Source organism: Spiroplasma endosymbiont of Cleonymus obscurus (assembly GCF_964273375.1).
Taxonomy (GTDB): Bacteria; Bacillota_I; Bacilli_A; order Mycoplasmatales; family VBWQ01; genus Spiroplasma_E.
Genome location: NZ_CAXWWA010000003.1, coordinates 216,719 through 233,544, shown reverse-complemented (window position 1 = coordinate 233,544; position 16,826 = coordinate 216,719). Strand labels below are relative to the sequence as shown.

Genomic DNA, 16,826 nt, shown 5'->3' with positions numbered 1-16,826 from the left:
GGAGAATGATATTTTAAAGCAAGCAGCACTAATAATAGGCAGAAAGTAGAGATTATTACAAATAATAAATCTAAATATAAAATTCGTCCAATTTGTCGTTTTTTAAAACTTTCTAAATCAACATATTATTTTAATTTAAAGAAAAAAGAAGATAAAATCAAAAATAATATGTATGATGAAGCTGTTATTAGTGCTTTTAAACAAAATAAAGAAGTTTATGGAACAAGAAGATTAAAAGTCAGTCTAGAAAATAAAGAAATTTATTTATCACGCAAAAAAATTAAAGAAATTATGAATCAGCATAATTTAATATCAAAATACACTAAATTATCATTTAAAAATCATCATAACAAAGTCAATGATAGCCAAATAAGCAATCTTGTGAATAGAAACTTTAATAATAGGCTTAAAAATGAAGTTATTGATTGTTGGTAATGTTTAGTAATCTGTGTAACTTACAAAAATAACTATGTTTAATTAATTCTAGTAAATATAATTAAATGACTAGAAAGAGTGAGTTACAGATGGCTAAAAAAGATAACTTTAATAATAATGATCCAATATCAAAAGCAGTAGATTTATTATTAGAAAATACTGAAGATTTAACAACAGTTTTTAAAGAAGGGGGTTTATATAAAGAATTAACAAAACGTTTAGTTGAAAAAATGTTGAATTCTGAGATGCAAAATTATTTAGGATATGAAAAAAATCAACATAGTAATAGTGACAATGCTCGTAATGGTATAAGTTCAAAAAAAATAATAACTCAACAAGGTAAAATTGAGATTGATGTACCACGAGATCGTAATAGTAATTTTACTCCTGTAATAGTGCCAAAAAGACAGAGAAGATTTGATGGTTTTGATCAACAAGTTCTTTCCTTATATGCAAAAGGTATGACATTATCAGATATTAAAATGCAGTTACAAGAGTTATATCATGGTGCTGATATTAGTGAAAGTGTTATTAGTCAAATTACTGATGATGTGATTGATGATGTCAAAGCATGACAAAATAGACCATTAGAAGGCATTTATCCCATTGTTTATTTTGATTGTATAGTAGTGTTAAAGTACGACAAGATAAACGCATTATTAACAAATCAGTTTATATAGCTTTAGGTGTTGATTTAGAAGGTAAAAAAGATGTTTTAGGTTTATGAATTAGTGAAAATGAAGGCGCTAAATTTTGATTAGCAAATTTCACAGAAATGAAAAATCGTGGCTTAAATGATATTCTTATTGCTTGTAGTGACAACTTAACAGGCATGTCAGAAGCAATACAATCAGTTTATCCTAAAACTGAACATCAATTATGTATAGTTCATCAAATCAGAAATAGTTTAAAATATGTTTCATACAAACATCGAAAATCACTAGTTACAGATTTAAAGCCAATTTATAATGCATGTAGTGAAGAACAAGCAATGCAAGCTTTAGAATCATTTGAAAGTAAATGAAATAAACACTATCCTCAAATTGCTAAATCTTGATATAAAAATTGAGATAATTTAATGATTTTTATTAGTTATCCTCCAGAAATCAAAAGAGTGATTTATACTACAAATTCTATTGAATCTGTTAATAGTCAATTACGAAAAGTCATCAGAAATAAAAAAGTTTTTCCAAATGATATGGCAGTTTTCAAAATATTTTACTTAGCAATTGAAAATATAACAAAAAAATGAACAATGCCCATTCAAAATTGAAATACAGCAATTGCTCATTTTATGATAAAATTTGAAGACAGAATTAATCTGAACTAGTACTTTGCAAAACAAAGATACACAGATTATTAAAAAGCCTCGATTCATAATTTCTTTAATTTTTTTGCGTGATAAATAAATTTCTTTATTTTCTAGACTGACTTTTAATCTTCTTGTTCCATAAACTTCTTTATTTTGTTTAAAAGCACTAATAACAGCTTCATCATACATATTATTTTTGATTTTATCTTCTTTTTTCTTTAAATTAAAATAATATGTTGATTTAGAAAGTTTTAAAAAACGACAAATTGGACGAATTTTATATTTAGATTTATTATTTGTAATAATCTCTACTTTCTGCCTATTATTAGTGCTGCTTGCTTTAAAATATCATTCTCCATTCTTAATTGTTTTAATTCTTTATTTGCTTGAATTAATTGTTTTTCTAAATCCGAAAGATTATCTTTAGTTTTAAAACTGCCTGAATTTGTAAATTGCTTAATTCATTTATAAGTAGCTGCTCTTGTAACGTTGTATTCTTTAGCAAGGCAAGATACTGATTTGCCATTTTGATATAAAGATACTATTTGTTTTTTAAATTCATCATTATATGAGTTAATATTGGCCATAATTATATTTCCTTTCTTTTAACTAATTTGTTCACTTGTCTACGTAATTAGTGTCCAATAAAGTGTAACCCATCCAACATGCAATTTACATAACCACGGCAGAAAAAACAGATCGTAATAGCGCTATAATAATGATTGAAAATGAAAAAGAAAATCTTTCTGCAGTTCAAAAAATAATAGTAGATGCTGGTTATACTGGTGAAAAATTTGCTTCTGAAATCAAAACAATCATAAATGCAAATGTTGAAGTGATAAAACGCAATGAATTACATACTTTTGTAGTATTACCAAAAAGATGAATTGTAGAACGAAGCTTTGCTTGATTAGAAAAATACAGAAGATTATGAAAAAATTGTGAAAGAAAACTAAATACTAGTTTACAAATGGTTGTTCTTTCATTTATTTCAGTTTTATTAAAAAGATTCTAAACAGGTTCTAAGTAAATGTTGAAAAAGTTTTACGCACAACTTGGATAATAAAACTATTTTGATTATTAGCATTTTAGCTTTATCTGATTTATTTGTTTTTAGTGGAGTACTTTATTTACGATATATTATTCCTAACTTTAATCAGTATATTAATTTAAATCAAGATGAGTTTGATTTTGTTGTTGCTATTTATGGTTTTGTTGCTCTTATTTCTAGAATTCCAGGCGGTTGACTTACTGATCGTTTTAGTGCAAAAAAATAATGATAGTATCACTTATAATAACTGGATTATGTGGTTTATGATGAACATTAATAATTCAACTTAATATGGATAAAAATATACGAATGATTCAATTGTATATTATTTATACAATATGGGGTATTTCGATTGCCGGACTTTTTTGAGCACCACTTTGAAAATTAGTATCACAGAATGTAACAAAAGAACAACAAGGGGTTGCTTATGGTCTTGAAGGCACAGTTTTGGGATTATTTGGTTTAATTTTTATTGCTGGAATTGCAACAGGAATAACAATTTTAACTAAAAATTTACAAAATCAGTATGGTCAAAATGATTTTATTACAAAAATACCATTTTTAGTTTTTACTTATTTTATTTGTGGTATGGTACTTATAATGGCATTATTAGTTTGAATATTTATTCCTAATAAAAAACGTGAAGAAACAGAAATTATTTGAAAAGAAAAAATAATTTCACTATTTCAACCAATGAAATTTTTGCGAGTTTGACTTTGTGGTATTTTTGTTTTTGGAATGTACATGTTCCAGTCTACTTTTGCATATTATATGAAAGATGCTTTAACAGAAGTTGGTGTTACTGTTGGTGTAGTAACTATTCTTGGTGGAATTCGTTCATATGGTTTAAGATTTTTAGTTGCTAGTCCAATTGGTCGTTGAGCTGATAAGTGAAAGTCTTACGTTTTGGGTTTAATATTTTTATTATTAGTTGGAATGATTGCATGTTCTTTATATGTAGTTATCCCTGGTTGAGGTAATGCTTGATTTTTACAGTCATCAAAAGCAGTTCAAATTTTATTTCAAGTTATAATGTGTTTACTTTTTATGTTTATTGGTTGTGTAGGTTGAGCATTATTGACGTTAAGATTTGTTCAAGTTGGAGAATTACCAATTGAAAAAAATAGTTATGCTAGTACAATATCATTAATTTCTTGAATTGCTTTTACTCCAGATGCTTGATTTAATTATGTTGCTTCAGCCATTGGAAAATTGCCAAATAATTCTTATGTGGTTGATGGTCATCGAAATTATTCATTGCAGGGAATTCAAATTTTATTAATTATTGCTATCGTTTGTGTTTTAGTTGGTTTAATTGCCGGAATAATTATTTATATTTTAAATAAACGAGAGTTAAAGAAACTAAATAAAACTTCATTTCGTTTTCGTGAGTTAGGAAACGTTTAATTATTTAATTAAATTAAATGATAATATTTTATAAAACTTGAAAATAGTATATTAAAGATTCTTTTATAAAAAGAAACATACCATTATTTATATTTTCTTCTTTTTGGTTTATAATAATTTCATGAATTAGTTTAGTTTGGAGGAAAATATGAATATAATTCAATTAAAAAATTTAACTAAAGAATATTCTCCAAATATTGGTTGTTTTGAATTAATCTTTCAATCAACAAAGGTGAAGTTTATGCTTTTATTGGTGGCCCTAATGGTGCTGGAAAAACTACTGTTATTAGACAAATGATAGGTTTTATTAAATCTGATACTGGCTTTGCAAAGATTTTAGATTATGATTGTTGAAAAGAATCGGCAAAAATTATGGAATCTCTTGGCTATTTAGCTGGTGAAGTAACATTGCCTGATTATATGTCAGGAATTGCTTATTTAAAGACAGTAGCTAATATTAGAAAAAATATTTCTTGGGCATATGTTGAAAAATTAATTAATTATTTTGAACTTGATGCAAAAAGAAAAATTAAAAAAATGTCTAAGGGTATGAAACAAAAAGTAGCGATTATTTCAGCTTTTATGCATAAACCAAAAGTTTTGGTTTTAGATGAACCAACTTCAGGTTTAGATCCTTTAATGCAAGAAAGGTTTAATACTTTAATTAGAAATTCTAAAAATGAAGGTGCAACAATATTTATGAGTTCCCATATTTTTGGCGAAATTGAAAATATATGTGATAAAGTTGCTGTTATTAAAAAAGGGAAAATAATTTCTGAAATATCAATTAAGGAAATACAAAATTCTGCTAAGAAAAATTATGAAATTAAATTTTCAACAGTGAAAGATTATAATGATTTCTTAAATAAAAAATGAGATATTATTGAAAAAAATAATATAACAAAAGTTATTAAACTGAATGTTTTAAGTACTAATGTTGATAAGTTTTTAAAAGAATTATCGCTTTATAAAGTTGATAATTTTAAAGAATTACCATTTAGTTTAGAAGAATATTTTATTAAATTTTATAAGGATGAGGTAAATTTTAATGATTAATTTTAGATTTGTTAAATCACAATTTAAAAATATTAAAATTCCATTAATATTATTTTTTTATAATTTTATGTATTTTAATAGCTCCCATTTTAACACAAGATTATCTTGCTCCAACTATGACATTAATTGGTGAAGAACATGGAGTATCAGGTTTAGGTGGATTAGGTGGCATGAATTATCTTAATTTTGTTTTTTTTGGTATTCCGGGGTTAATATTATTTTTTTCTTTTAGTTTAATTTTAAATCATATTTTGGTTTCTAAAAAATTGATAAAGGTTATTTAGCTTCATGATTAACAATGCCAATGTCTAGAAAAACTATTTTAAATTCAAAACTTTTTGTTTTGCTTTCTTCAATATTAATATTATATGGTTCAGTTTTTGTTTTTCAATTAATTATTTTTCCAATTAGATTTCAAGATTTTAAACTTCAAGAATTTGGATATCTTGTTTTATATAATTTGGGTTTAATATTATTGGCTTTACTTTGAGCATCAATTAATTGAACTTTTATTAGTTACTTTAATAAGTCAGTTATTTCTCTTTCAGTAGCAACATGTATTTCAACAGTATTTATTTTGTTTCAAACAATGACATTATTCTCTTCTATGCCTGGACTTGAGTACCTTAAATATTTTAAATATATGACAATTGCTTCTTTATTTAATTCTCCATTTAAGTTTGGTGATATTCCAAATATAACACCCGCTCCCGGTGTTACAGAAGTAGCAAAAGCACCGCTTTTTTCTATTAGAGCATTAGATTTTGCTTGACAATATCCAATAATGTTAATAGTACCTCTTGGTTTATTTCCATTAGGAAATTATTTTCTTATTAAAAAAGATTTATCTTTGTAAATTGATAATATTGTTTAATAAATGAGTTTAATAAAAATATCTTTAAAGTTTTAAAGATATTTTTATTTATTTAATGTCAATAAGATATTACCTTTTTATTAAAATTTTTGATTTTAGTTTTTAAATTTTGGTAATTTATTAGAATTATCAATTTGTGAACCAATAGCAAATTCTTCATGACTTGTTACTTTATTTACATTTCATTTTGAAAGATCTTGGTTAAATGATTTGGCTTCTATGAACATTTTTCTCAAAGAAGTTATTTCTGGTGGTAATTAATTAGGTATTTTTTCAATTGTTCTTGGCATATTAACAACTTGAATTTCTCCTGATATATTTTTAAAAAATCCAATTTGACTAATTTCTTTACTATTTATCTTTGATAAATCTTTTTTCATTAGTTGTTATTTGTTTTCCGTTTTTATCAATATAAATTGTGTCTTGTTGTGTTTTATTTTCAATATAATTAGTTATAATATTATTTTTTGAATAAACTAGTTAAATTACCTGTGGTTGTTGCAAGTGTTAAAACACTTAATGTTTTGATTAATGTTTTCATTAAGATCTCCTTTTTTTGTTTTCCCTAATAACTTCTTAAGTTTAAGAAGTTAATTATAATTTAAGTTGTTTAAAAATAAATTCAATAAGTGTTTAGTTTATGATAGAAATAAAAAATAACTAATTTCATTAATGAAATTAGTTATTTTTAAATATAAAAATTTATTTAAATGGAGAACTATATGGATTGCTATTTGCCCTTCTTTCTCAATGAGAACAACTAGGTGTTTCATTAATTTTGATTTTATTAGTTTCATTCCATGAACTTTTTAACTTTTCACCAGTTTTTAAAACTGTATCAAAAAGTATACCAAAAGTTCCATCATGATAAACAGATGGTTCATTCATACGTACATGCTTTAATTTTTCAAATTCTTGACTTTTTAATGCTTCTCGTTGTTTTCTTTCTTCTTGACAATATGGTCTATTTTTTATTACTTCTATTTGTTTATAATTATTTATTCATATTTTTTCTTCTTTTCGCAATTTTTGTTCTAATGGTCTTATAGTATCATTTGTTTCAATTACTCGTTCTGCTTCTGTTCTTCAATTTATTTGATCTAATTTTTCTCATTCAAAATATATTTTTTGTTGTAAATATTTCCGATTTTCAGAAGAACTTTTCATTTTTCTTTGGCATTCTTCTATTTCTTTTTTATTTCCTTTAGTTAAATTTTTAAACATTTATGTTTCCCACCTTTTTAAAATAAAAACTCATTTACTTTAAAATAAAGTAATGAGTTTTTTATAAACTAAACATTATTTAGTTTTAATAAATTATACTAAAAAACTAAAAAAGGTGTTGATTAAACTTTTTTTAGAATATTTTTTATTTTCTTTAATTAGTATGAAAAGTTATAAAATTAAATTTAATTTTTAAAATAAAAAACTAGTCATTAAAAATATTAATGTTGTTACTAAATTAACAATATATTATAATAACTATTATTATTTAAAAAAAGGAGAATATATGGAAAATAAAGAAAAAATTCCAACAGCTCATATCAAAGCTGCTCGTGATCAAATTGCAAAAGTAGTAATTATGCCAGGTGATCCATTACGTGCTCAATTTATTGCTTCTAATTTTTTACAAGATTGAAAACAAGTAAATAATGTTCGTAATATGTTAATGTTTACTGGAAAATATAAAGGATATAATATTACTATTGCTGCTAGTGGTATGGGTATGCCTTCAATTGGTATATATTCATATGAGTTATTTAAATTTTATGATGTTGACTGTATTATTCGTGTTGGTAGCGCTGGTTCATATCAAAAAGATGTTAAAGTTTATGATATTATTAATACTACTAAAGTATATAGTGAATCTACTTTCGCTAAATATGCTGCTAATATTGATGAAAATCAAATTGAATCTGTTGGTAATATTAGCAAAATTATTAATAAAGTGGCACAAAAAATTGATAATGAATTTGATCAGCAAAAAAATGAAAATTCTTCGTATATAGTAAGTGAAAAAATAAATTTAAGATTGGGTTTAATTCATTCAAGTGATGTATTTTATCGTATTAATGATAATGATTATAAAACTAATCCTTTAATTAGTAAATGCTTAGCAGTAGAAATGGAATCTTTTGCCTTATTTGCTAATGCAAAACATTTAGAAAAAAATGCGGCTTGTTTATTAACAATTTCTGATTCTTTTATTACCGGTGAATCAATTTCAGCAGCATTACGCGAAACTAGTTTTAAAAAAATGATGATTTTAGCTTTAGAATCAGCAGTTGCTTATTATAAAGAAGAGGATATTGATGATAATCTTAGCGATAGAAACTAGTTGTGATGAAACTAGTGTTGCTGTTATTAAAGATAAAAAGGTTTTAAGTAATATTATTGCTTCACAAATTAAGCTTCATCAACAATATGGTGGTGTTGTTCCAGAATTAGCAGCACGAGCTCATAGTGAAAATATTGCTACTGTCTTACAAACAGCAATTGAAAAATCTAACATTTCAATTATGGATATTGATTTTGTTGCTTATACTAATACTCCTGGTCTGGCTAGTTGTTTACACGTAGGTAAAATTATAGCAGAAACTATTGCTGCTTATTTAGAAAAGCCATTGCTTCCGTGTAATCATTTGTATGGACATTTGTATGCTTCTTTAATTAATAATGAATGAGAATTTCCAGTACTTGGTTTATTAGTTAGTGGTGGTCATACACAGTTGATGTTGGCAAATGAACATTTAAATTTCACTATACTTGGTCAAACATTAGATGATGCTGTTGGTGAATGTTATGATAAAGTTGCAAGAATGTTAGGTTTAAAATATCCGGGTGGTCCTGAAATTGAACGAAGTGCTAAATTGGGAAAGCCAACTTATAAATTACCATTACCTAAAAATGATAATAGTTTAGATTTTAGTTTTAGTGGTTTAAAATCAGCCTGTGCTAATTTGATAAATAAAGAAAAAGGTAAGTTACAATTTAATAATTTTGCAACTTCTTTTCAAACAACAGTTATTCAAGTATTGATTAATAAAATTGAATTAGCATTAAAAAAACATAATCCAAAAACTTTAGTTTTAGCAGGAGGAGTTAGTGCTAATCAGCAATTAAGATTAGCAGTATTAGATTTAAAAATTAAATATCCAAATTTAAAAATAATTGTTCCAAAATTAGAATACTGTACTGATAATGCAGCAATGATTGGTATTCTTGCAAGTTATCAAATTGAACATAAGTAAGGGTGAACTCATGATTATTGGTATTATTGGTGAAGCGGGAGTAGGTAAGACAACTGCTACAAATTTTTTTCAAAATAAAGGTGCGTATGTTATTTTTGTTGATAAAATTGTTAAACATATTTATACACTAAAAGAAACAAAAAAAGCATTAATTAATGAATTCGGTGATACTTTTATTAATAATGATAAAACAATTAATAAAATAAAATTACGGTATGAAGCATTTCAACACCCTCATATTTTACGTAAATTAGAAAATATTATTTGACCAAAAATGATAAAAATTGTTGAAGAAGATATTATTCGTAATAAAATACACCAAGAATTAATTGTTATTGATTGTGCAGTATTATTTAATGCAAATTTAAATTTATTAGTTGATAAAATTCTTTTAATTGAGGCTGAGGAAGATAAAAAAATCCAACGAATAAAAGAACGTGATAATGTTAATGATTTACAAGTTATTTCATTATTAAATCAACAAAAAAAATATTTAATTTTAAATAAAGATATTGATTTTATTGTTAAAAATAACGGTACTATTAATGATTTTATTAAACAATTACAAAAAGTTGAAAAAAAGTTATTAACAAATAAAGTATAGAGATTAATGTTTTTTTACTTTAAAAAACAATAGTAAAATATATTAAATTATTTTTGTATATTAAAATGAAAATTTTCATAATAAAAAAATTAAGAATAATTTTAAAATAGTTGAGGTTAAAAAAATACATAGTAATGTATTTATAAATTACCAAAATTGTTTTTCTTGTAGTAGAATATTTATACAACTAAATAACAAGGAACTTTAGATGTTCGGGAAAAAGATGAGAATTCTTTGCTGCCCCAGCAACTGTGATGTTGATGAACGTTACAAAACCATTGAAGATAAAACTTTGAGAAGGGTAACAAGTAAAATGAAGCTAAGCCAGTAGACCGGTCTAATTTTTTAAGTAATATTATATTCCTGGGTGTGAATTAATGATTATTTTTAATAATTGCTTTTATTTTTTAATATTTGTAATTTTAATAAAGTAATTTTTAATAATGACAACATCCTTTATATAATATAGGGGATGTTTTTAGTTGTGTAATTAAGTAGAGGGGTAATAATAAATGGCAAAAGATAACAAATATTTTCAACAATCACAGTCACCATTAGAATATATTATGAAAAATTTTAATGGAAAAATGCGGTCTGTAAATTGAAATGTAATCAATGATGAAAAAGATTTAGAGGTTTGAAACCGTATTACTCAAAATTTTTGGTTACCAGAAAAAATTCCTGTTTCTAATGACTTAACTTCTTGAAAAACATTAAATCCAAAATGACAAGAGTTAATAACAAGAACATTTACAGGTTTAACTTTATTAGATACAATTCAGGCAACAGTTGGTGATATCGCACAAATACCTAATTCTTTAACTGATCATGAACAAGTTATTTACACAAATTTTGCTTTTATGGTAGCAGTTCATGCTCGATCATACGGAACAATTTTTTCAACTTTATGTTCTAGTGAGCAGATTGAATCTGCTCATGAATGAGTAATTAATAATGAAAGTTTACAAGCCAGAGCACGTGCACTAATTCCTTATTATACAAGTGATGATCCTTTAAAATCCAAAGTAGCTGCCGCTTTAATGCCAGGTTTTTTATTATATGGTGGTTTTTATTTACCATTTTATTTATCTGCTCGTAGTAAATTACCTAATACTTCAGATATTATTAGATTAATTTTACGTGATAAAGTTATTCATAATTATTATAGTGGCTATAAATATCAAAGAAAAGTTGAAAAGTTACCAAAAGAAAAACAAGAAGAAATGAAAAAATTTGTATTTGATTTATTGTTTAAATTAATTGATTTAGAAAAGCAATATTTAACAGAATTATATCAAGAATTTAATTTAGCTGAAGATGCTATTAAGTTTAGTTTATATAATGCTGGTAAGTTTTTACAAAATTTAGGATATGATTCACCTTTTAGTGAAGAACAAACAAGAATTAAGCCAGAAATTTTTAATCAATTATCAGCTCGAGCTGATGAAAATCACGATTTCTTTTCAGGTAATGGTTCATCTTATGTAATGGGCATTACTGTAGAAACGCAAGATGAAGATTGAGAATTTTAATTTTAAAGGAGAAAAAAATGCATAATGATGTTGTAAAAGTTTCAAACCAAAAAATATTAAAGCCAGAGGGAAAAATTCATGTTGTTTATTTTTCTTCTTTGTCAAATAATACTCATCGTTTTATTCAAAAATTAGAGGTTTTAAATTCAAGAATTCCTCACGATTTACAAGAGGAAATTTTAGTTGATAAAGATTATGTGTTAATAACACCAACATATAGTGGGGGTGGTGATATTAAAGAAGGGGCGGTTCCTAAACAGGTAATTAAATTTTTAAATAATAAGCAAAATCGTAATTTTTGTCGTGGTGTTATTGCGTCGGGGAATACTAATTTTGGTGAAACTTTTGCAATTGCCGGGCCAATTCTTTCAAAAAAATTAAATGTCCCACTATTATTTCAATTTGAATTATTAGGAACTAATAATGATGTATCAACAATAAAAAATATATTAGTAGATTTTTGAGATAAAGATAAAAAAAATACCAATGAAATAAATACTTTATCTGGAACTTTAGAAAGTGATGAATATGTTACTTTAAATGCTAGAGCAAAAACTACTAATAATGCACAATTTGATTTGCAAGCAGCACAATCTTATATGAAAAATCATATTAAACCAAATTTATTGCTTTTTAAAACCGTTAAAGAAAGAATAGAATATTTAGTAAAAAATCAATATTATGATGAAACAATAATTAATAAATATTCAATTACGGAAATTGAACGATTAACAAATGAAGCATACAGTTTTAATTATCAGTTTACGAGTTTTATGGGTATTTTAAAATTTTATAATTCTTATGCTTTAAAAAGTTTTAATGGTAAACAATATTTAGAAAATTATGAAGATAGAGTTGTTATGAATAGTTTATTTTTCGCTGATGGTAATATTGAACATGCTAGTAAAATTTTAAGACAAATTATGTCTGGTAGATTTCAACCAGCTACTCCCACATTTTTAAATGCAGGGAAAAAACAAAGAGGTGAATACACTTCATGTTATCTTTTACGAATTGAAGATAACATGGAATCAATTGCTCGCGCTATTACTACTTCATTACAGTTATCAAAACGTGGTGGTGGAGTTGCTTTGTGTTTAACAAATTTAAGAGAATTTGGAGCTCCAATTAAAAATATTAAAAATCAAGCAACAGGCGTTATCCCAGTTATGAAAATTCTTGAAGATTCATTTTCATATGCTAATCAATTAGGTCAAAGACAAGGTGCTGGGGCAGTTTATTTAAATGTTCATCATCCAGATATTATGTTATTTTTAGATTCAAAGCGTGAAAATGCAGATGAAAAAATTCGTATTAAGTCAATGTCTTTAGGAGTAGTTATTCCTGATATTACTTTTGAATTAGCAAAAAACAATGAACAGATGGCACTTTTTAGTCCTTATGATATTGCAAAAGTTTATGGTAAAGCAATGACAGATATTTCTATTACTAAAGAGTATTATAATATGTTAAAAAACCCTGAAATTAGTAAAAATTTTATTAGTGCTCGCAAATTATTTCAAATGATTGCTGAATTACATTTTGAAAGTGGATATCCTTATTTATTATTTGATGATACAGTAAATAAAAATAATGCTCATCCCGGTAGAATTGTTATGAGTAATTTGTGCAGTGAAATTATTCAAGTAAGTACAGCTAGTGAATTTAATAGTGATTTAAGTTTTAAAGAAATTGGTGAAGATATTAGTTGTAATTTAGGAAGTATTAATATTGCAAAAGTAATGGAAAGTGGAAGTGAATTTGGTGAGGTTATTTTTCAAGCAATTCATTCATTAGACCACGTATCAAGAAGTAGTGATTTTTCTAGTGCTCCGTCAGTTGCATATGGAAATAAAAAAAATCATGCTTTGGGTTTAGGCGCTATGAATTTACATGGATTTTTAGCAACAAATCATATTTTTTATGATTCAAAAGAAGCAATTGATTTTACTAATATTTTCTTTTATGTTATGGCTTATCATGCTTTTAGTGCTTCAAATAAATTAGCATTAAAATTTGGAAGTTTTGGTGGATTTAAAAATTCAAAATTTGCTGATGGTTCATATTTTGATAAATACATAAAATGTCAGTCAGATAAATGAACTCCTGAAACAAAAAAAATACAAGAATTATTTACAAAATATAACATTATGATTCCAACTCAGAAGCAATGAAAAGAATTAGTAATAAAAATTAAAGAAACGGGATTGGCTAATTCACATTTAATGGCAGTAGCACCCACTGGTTCAATTAGTTATTTATCTTCGTGTACACCAAGTCTACAACCGGTAGTCGCTCCTGTTGAGGTACGAAAAGAAGGGAAATTAGGTCGTGTTTATGTTCCTGCTTATAAGATTGATGATAATAATTTATCATATTACACTGAAGGTGGATATGAATTAGGTCCTAATCCAATTATTGATATTGTAGCAGCTGCACAACAGCACGTTGATCAAGCAATTTCTTTAACTTTATTTATTACTGATAAAGCGACAACTCGTGATTTAAATAAAGCTTATATTAGAGCCTTTAAAAAAGGTTGTTCATCAATTTATTATGTTCGTATTCGTCAAGAGGTTTTAGAGGATAGTGAAAATTATCAATGTAATGTTTGTGTTGTATAAATTAATTAGATTATTGAATAGTAGTTTCAAGTAAAAAATAAATTTGTAACAAATTTAGTAATATATTATTTATTTAATTTAAAAAATAGTGAAATTTTATTTTGGAATATAGGATTTTTAAAAAAAAATTAAAAAATACATAGTAAATTTTAAAATTAAAGTTATAATAATAATTGTAAAAAAAATAATTATTATAACTTTGGAGTGGTACTCAAGAGGCTGAAGAGGACTGATTGCTAATCAGTTAGGACGGGAAACTGTCGCGAGAGTTCGAATCTCTCCCATTCCGCCATTATTTAAAAAGCATTAATTGCTTTTTTTTACTTTTAAATAATAAATTTATTAATAATTAGATATAATTTAATAAAGAACTCTTTATATTAAGGAGAAATCATGCGTAAACGAGTAAACTTACTTTTATCATTAATCTTATATATTGCTTTGATTGCAACAATAGTTTTTGTTATATTTAATTATATTAAATATTCATGAATTATTTTGATGATAATTATTACTTTAACTATTTTAACTGGTATTATTATTTTCATTACCAATCGTATGCAAGATGCAAAACTATCATGAATTATGGTTACCTTATGTTTGCCAATCATCGGTATTTTTTTATATTGAACTTTTGGTCGTCCTTATCGTTATCGACGAAAACAAAAAGCTTATTTAAAAACAAATAGTTATTTTTATACCCAAGAAGATTGAACTTTTGCTAATTCAATTTTAGAATCAAAAAAAATAACTTTGAGTGAAGATACTTTATCTTTATTTAACTATACAACAAGAATTTCTCATCGACCATTTTATAATAATACTGATGTTCAAATTTTAAATAATGGTCCTAATAAATTTGTTAAATTAATTGAAGATTTAAAACAAGCAAAAAGTTATATTTTTATTAATTATTTTATTCTTGGTGAAGGGGAGCTATTAGAAGTAATTATTAATGTTTTAAAAGCAAGGATTGAAGCGGGAGTTAAAGTTTATATGATTTATGATGCTGTTGGTTCATATTTTAGTTTATCAAAATATAAAATATGAAAAATGAAAAAAATGGGAATTATTATTCATAAATTTTCACCAGTTAGATTACCATTTATGACAGGAAATTATAATTTTCGTAATCATCGTAAAGATATTATTATTGATGGGAATATTGGCTATGCTGGTGGAGTTAACTTAGCAGATAACTATATTTATCTTTCTGCAAAGTATGGCTTTTGAAGAGATACCCAAATTAGAATTGTTGGGGAAGCTGTTAAATCAATTGATTTAATATTTAGACAAGATTGGCATTTTATTACTGGTAATATTCTTGATATTAGTGCTGAAAAATCTGAAATAAAAATTAAAAATAATATTATTGTCCAAGTAATTGATGATGGACCTATTACAAAAGAAACAATTCAAAAAGATTTATTTATTAAATTTATTAGTAATGCTAAAAAGCGAGTTTGAATTAGTACTCCTTATTTAATTCCAACTAGCGATTTAATTACTGCATTGCGTAATAGTGCTTATTCTGGTGTTGATGTTAGATTATCATTACCCGGAATTACTGATAAATTTTTATCATTAGACATGTCAAGAACTTATTATGATTCATTGATTGAGTCAGGTGTTAAAATTTATGAATATAATAATGTTTTTAACCATTCTAAGTCTGGTATTTTTGATGATGATATTACTATTATTGGTTCAACTAATCTTGATTATCGTAGTCTTTATTCAGATCATCAAACTTTAGTAATTGTTTATGATAGTAAAACAAATAGTGATTTATCTGCTTCATTTGAAAAAGATTTTATTCATTCTAGTTTAATTATTAGTAATCCACTACTACATCGTAGTTTTGCCTATCGGGGTGTATTTTTATTATTGCTTAGAATTTTAGCACCATTATTTTAAAAAAATTTAGTATAATTAGGTAAATATTAATAATAAGGTGGTCATAATTTATGGGTTGAAGTCGACGAATTAAAAAAATTAAAGAATATTTTAGTGATGAAAATCAACCTAATTTGGATATTTCTAAATTATCAGAAGACAATGAAAAAAAAACTCCTTTTTTTAATAGGTTTAAAAAACAAAAAAAATCTAATAAATCTTCTACTTCAACGAATAATAAAAAACGTAATAATATTTTTTTAAATTTTAGAAGAAGATCAACTATTCAAATTATTAAACATTTAGAAAATAAAAATATTTTTAACTTATTTTTTTATACTGATGTTAGTAATATTACTTTAATATTAGAACAAGGAATTAAACCTTCTTCACAAATTAAATTATTGCCAAAGCAAGAATATATTGTTTGAACTTATTTAGAACATGCTACTTATTTAGAATTAGAGTTAGGTAATTCAACACGTCATTTTTTTTGAAAGTGATGTGCAGAGCAAAATGTTGATGTTAATAAAATAGCTATTATTTCTGTTGATATTCATAAACTATTTCAAAGCACTACTAAAGATTGAGGTTTAAATGTTGATACTAATCGTGTTCAAATATACGAAACAATTCCTGTTGAAGCTATTGATTGAATTTTGGTTAAAGATCGCAAAATGTTTCGTTTAGCTAAATTATATATTGATAATCAAAGACTAAAGTTAAAACTTTTCCAAGGAAATAATGGTAATATTACTTTAGGCTCTGATTAAATGGAGGTAAA

17 protein-coding genes, 1 tRNA gene, 2 pseudogenes and 1 riboswitch are annotated in these 16,826 nt (G+C 25.1%); of the genes and pseudogenes, 16 read left to right on the top strand and 4 right to left on the bottom strand.

All coding sequences use genetic code 4. From position 1 onward, the window contains the following. Nucleotides 1–435 (top strand): IS3 family transposase (locus ACI2WJ_RS08100; protein ID WP_400255434.1); only part of this gene is annotated, 435 nt, incomplete at its 5' end. Nucleotides 436–524: 89 nt separating this feature from the next. Further along, nucleotides 525–1,765: pseudogene (locus ACI2WJ_RS08095) on the top strand (IS256 family transposase). Between the two features lie 290 nt (nucleotides 1,766–2,055). Here the strand turns inward: ACI2WJ_RS08095 and ACI2WJ_RS08090 are convergent. Continuing rightward, nucleotides 2,056–2,334 (bottom strand): transposase, encoded by a 279-nt coding sequence (locus ACI2WJ_RS08090; RefSeq protein WP_400254803.1) that lies wholly within the window; start codon nucleotides 2,332–2,334, stop codon nucleotides 2,056–2,058. A gap of 77 nt (nucleotides 2,335–2,411) precedes the next feature. Here ACI2WJ_RS08090 and ACI2WJ_RS08085 point away from each other — a divergent pair. The 6 genes and pseudogenes from ACI2WJ_RS08085 to ACI2WJ_RS08060 all read left to right on the top strand — a co-directional run. Then, nucleotides 2,412–2,762: pseudogene (locus ACI2WJ_RS08085) on the top strand (transposase); the annotation flags it as partial. Between the two features lie 40 nt (nucleotides 2,763–2,802). Next, nucleotides 2,803–3,024 (top strand): hypothetical protein, encoded by a 222-nt coding sequence (locus ACI2WJ_RS08080; RefSeq protein ID WP_400255433.1) that lies wholly within the window; start codon nucleotides 2,803–2,805, stop codon nucleotides 3,022–3,024. Further along, nucleotides 3,024–4,205: a hypothetical protein gene (locus ACI2WJ_RS08075; RefSeq protein WP_400255432.1), complete on the top strand. Its 1,182-nt coding sequence runs from the start codon at nucleotides 3,024–3,026 to the stop codon at nucleotides 4,203–4,205. The genes ACI2WJ_RS08080 and ACI2WJ_RS08075 overlap by 1 nt, the downstream gene beginning before the upstream one ends. A gap of 201 nt (nucleotides 4,206–4,406) precedes the next feature. Continuing rightward, nucleotides 4,407–5,261, top strand: coding sequence for an ABC transporter ATP-binding protein (locus ACI2WJ_RS08070; RefSeq protein ID WP_400255431.1), 855 nt, complete (start codon nucleotides 4,407–4,409; stop codon nucleotides 5,259–5,261). A 116-nt stretch (nucleotides 5,262–5,377) separates the two neighbouring features. Further along, on the top strand, nucleotides 5,378–5,545 hold the full coding sequence (locus ACI2WJ_RS08065; protein ID WP_400255430.1) for a hypothetical protein: 168 nt from the start codon (nucleotides 5,378–5,380) through the stop codon (nucleotides 5,543–5,545). A gap of 20 nt (nucleotides 5,546–5,565) precedes the next feature. Beyond that, nucleotides 5,566–6,117, top strand: coding sequence for a hypothetical protein (locus ACI2WJ_RS08060; protein ID WP_400255429.1), 552 nt, complete (start codon nucleotides 5,566–5,568; stop codon nucleotides 6,115–6,117). Between the two features lie 113 nt (nucleotides 6,118–6,230). On the opposite strand, the gene ACI2WJ_RS08055 is transcribed toward ACI2WJ_RS08060, so the two are convergent. The 3 genes from ACI2WJ_RS08055 to ACI2WJ_RS08045 all read right to left on the bottom strand — a co-directional run bounded on the left by ACI2WJ_RS08055 (nucleotide 6,231) and on the right by ACI2WJ_RS08045 (nucleotide 7,359). Beyond that, nucleotides 6,231–6,362, bottom strand: a complete 132-nt coding sequence (locus ACI2WJ_RS08055) for a BspA family leucine-rich repeat surface protein (protein ID WP_338958066.1) — start codon at nucleotides 6,360–6,362, stop codon at nucleotides 6,231–6,233. Between the two features lie 30 nt (nucleotides 6,363–6,392). Continuing rightward, the gene (locus ACI2WJ_RS08050) at nucleotides 6,393–6,515 is read right to left on the bottom strand and encodes a hypothetical protein (RefSeq protein ID WP_338958064.1); all 123 of its coding nucleotides are present in this window, start codon (nucleotides 6,513–6,515) and stop codon (nucleotides 6,393–6,395) included. Between the two features lie 322 nt (nucleotides 6,516–6,837). Further along, nucleotides 6,838–7,359, bottom strand: coding sequence for a hypothetical protein (locus tag ACI2WJ_RS08045; protein WP_338958062.1), 522 nt, complete (start codon nucleotides 7,357–7,359; stop codon nucleotides 6,838–6,840). A 286-nt stretch (nucleotides 7,360–7,645) separates the two neighbouring features. Here ACI2WJ_RS08045 and ACI2WJ_RS08040 point away from each other — a divergent pair, with 286 nt between their 5' ends. The 8 genes from ACI2WJ_RS08040 (at nucleotide 7,646) to ACI2WJ_RS08005 (ending at nucleotide 16,815) form a co-directional block, all read left to right on the top strand. Continuing rightward, on the top strand, nucleotides 7,646–8,473 hold the full coding sequence (locus ACI2WJ_RS08040) for a purine-nucleoside phosphorylase (RefSeq protein WP_400255428.1): 828 nt from the start codon (nucleotides 7,646–7,648) through the stop codon (nucleotides 8,471–8,473). Further along, on the top strand, nucleotides 8,448–9,386 hold the full coding sequence (gene tsaD, locus ACI2WJ_RS08035; protein ID WP_338958057.1) for a tRNA (adenosine(37)-N6)-threonylcarbamoyltransferase complex transferase subunit TsaD: 939 nt from the start codon (nucleotides 8,448–8,450) through the stop codon (nucleotides 9,384–9,386). Before ACI2WJ_RS08040 ends, tsaD begins: the two co-directional genes overlap by 26 nt. Before the next feature lie 10 nt (nucleotides 9,387–9,396). Next, complete coding sequence (gene coaE, locus ACI2WJ_RS08030) at nucleotides 9,397–9,990, top strand: dephospho-CoA kinase (RefSeq protein WP_338958054.1); 594 nt, start codon at nucleotides 9,397–9,399, stop codon at nucleotides 9,988–9,990. Between the two features lie 189 nt (nucleotides 9,991–10,179). Continuing rightward, nucleotides 10,180–10,345: riboswitch (cobalamin riboswitch) on the top strand. Between the two features lie 157 nt (nucleotides 10,346–10,502). Continuing rightward, complete coding sequence (gene nrdF / locus ACI2WJ_RS08025) at nucleotides 10,503–11,522, top strand: class 1b ribonucleoside-diphosphate reductase subunit beta (protein WP_252319910.1); 1,020 nt, start codon at nucleotides 10,503–10,505, stop codon at nucleotides 11,520–11,522. A 17-nt stretch (nucleotides 11,523–11,539) separates the two neighbouring features. Further along, entirely contained in the window at nucleotides 11,540–14,146 is a 2,607-nt protein-coding gene (nrdE, locus tag ACI2WJ_RS08020) for a class 1b ribonucleoside-diphosphate reductase subunit alpha (protein WP_400255427.1), read from the top strand. A gap of 201 nt (nucleotides 14,147–14,347) precedes the next feature. After that, a tRNA-Ser gene (locus tag ACI2WJ_RS08015) sits at nucleotides 14,348–14,438 on the top strand. 101 nt (nucleotides 14,439–14,539) lie between these two features. Then, nucleotides 14,540–16,063 (top strand): cardiolipin synthase, encoded by a 1,524-nt coding sequence (gene cls / locus ACI2WJ_RS08010; RefSeq protein ID WP_338958044.1) that lies wholly within the window; start codon nucleotides 14,540–14,542, stop codon nucleotides 16,061–16,063. Nucleotides 16,064–16,113: 50 nt separating this feature from the next. Beyond that, nucleotides 16,114–16,815 (top strand): acetyltransferase, encoded by a 702-nt coding sequence (locus ACI2WJ_RS08005; RefSeq protein ID WP_252319916.1) that lies wholly within the window; start codon nucleotides 16,114–16,116, stop codon nucleotides 16,813–16,815. Nucleotides 16,816–16,826 lie beyond the last annotated feature (11 nt).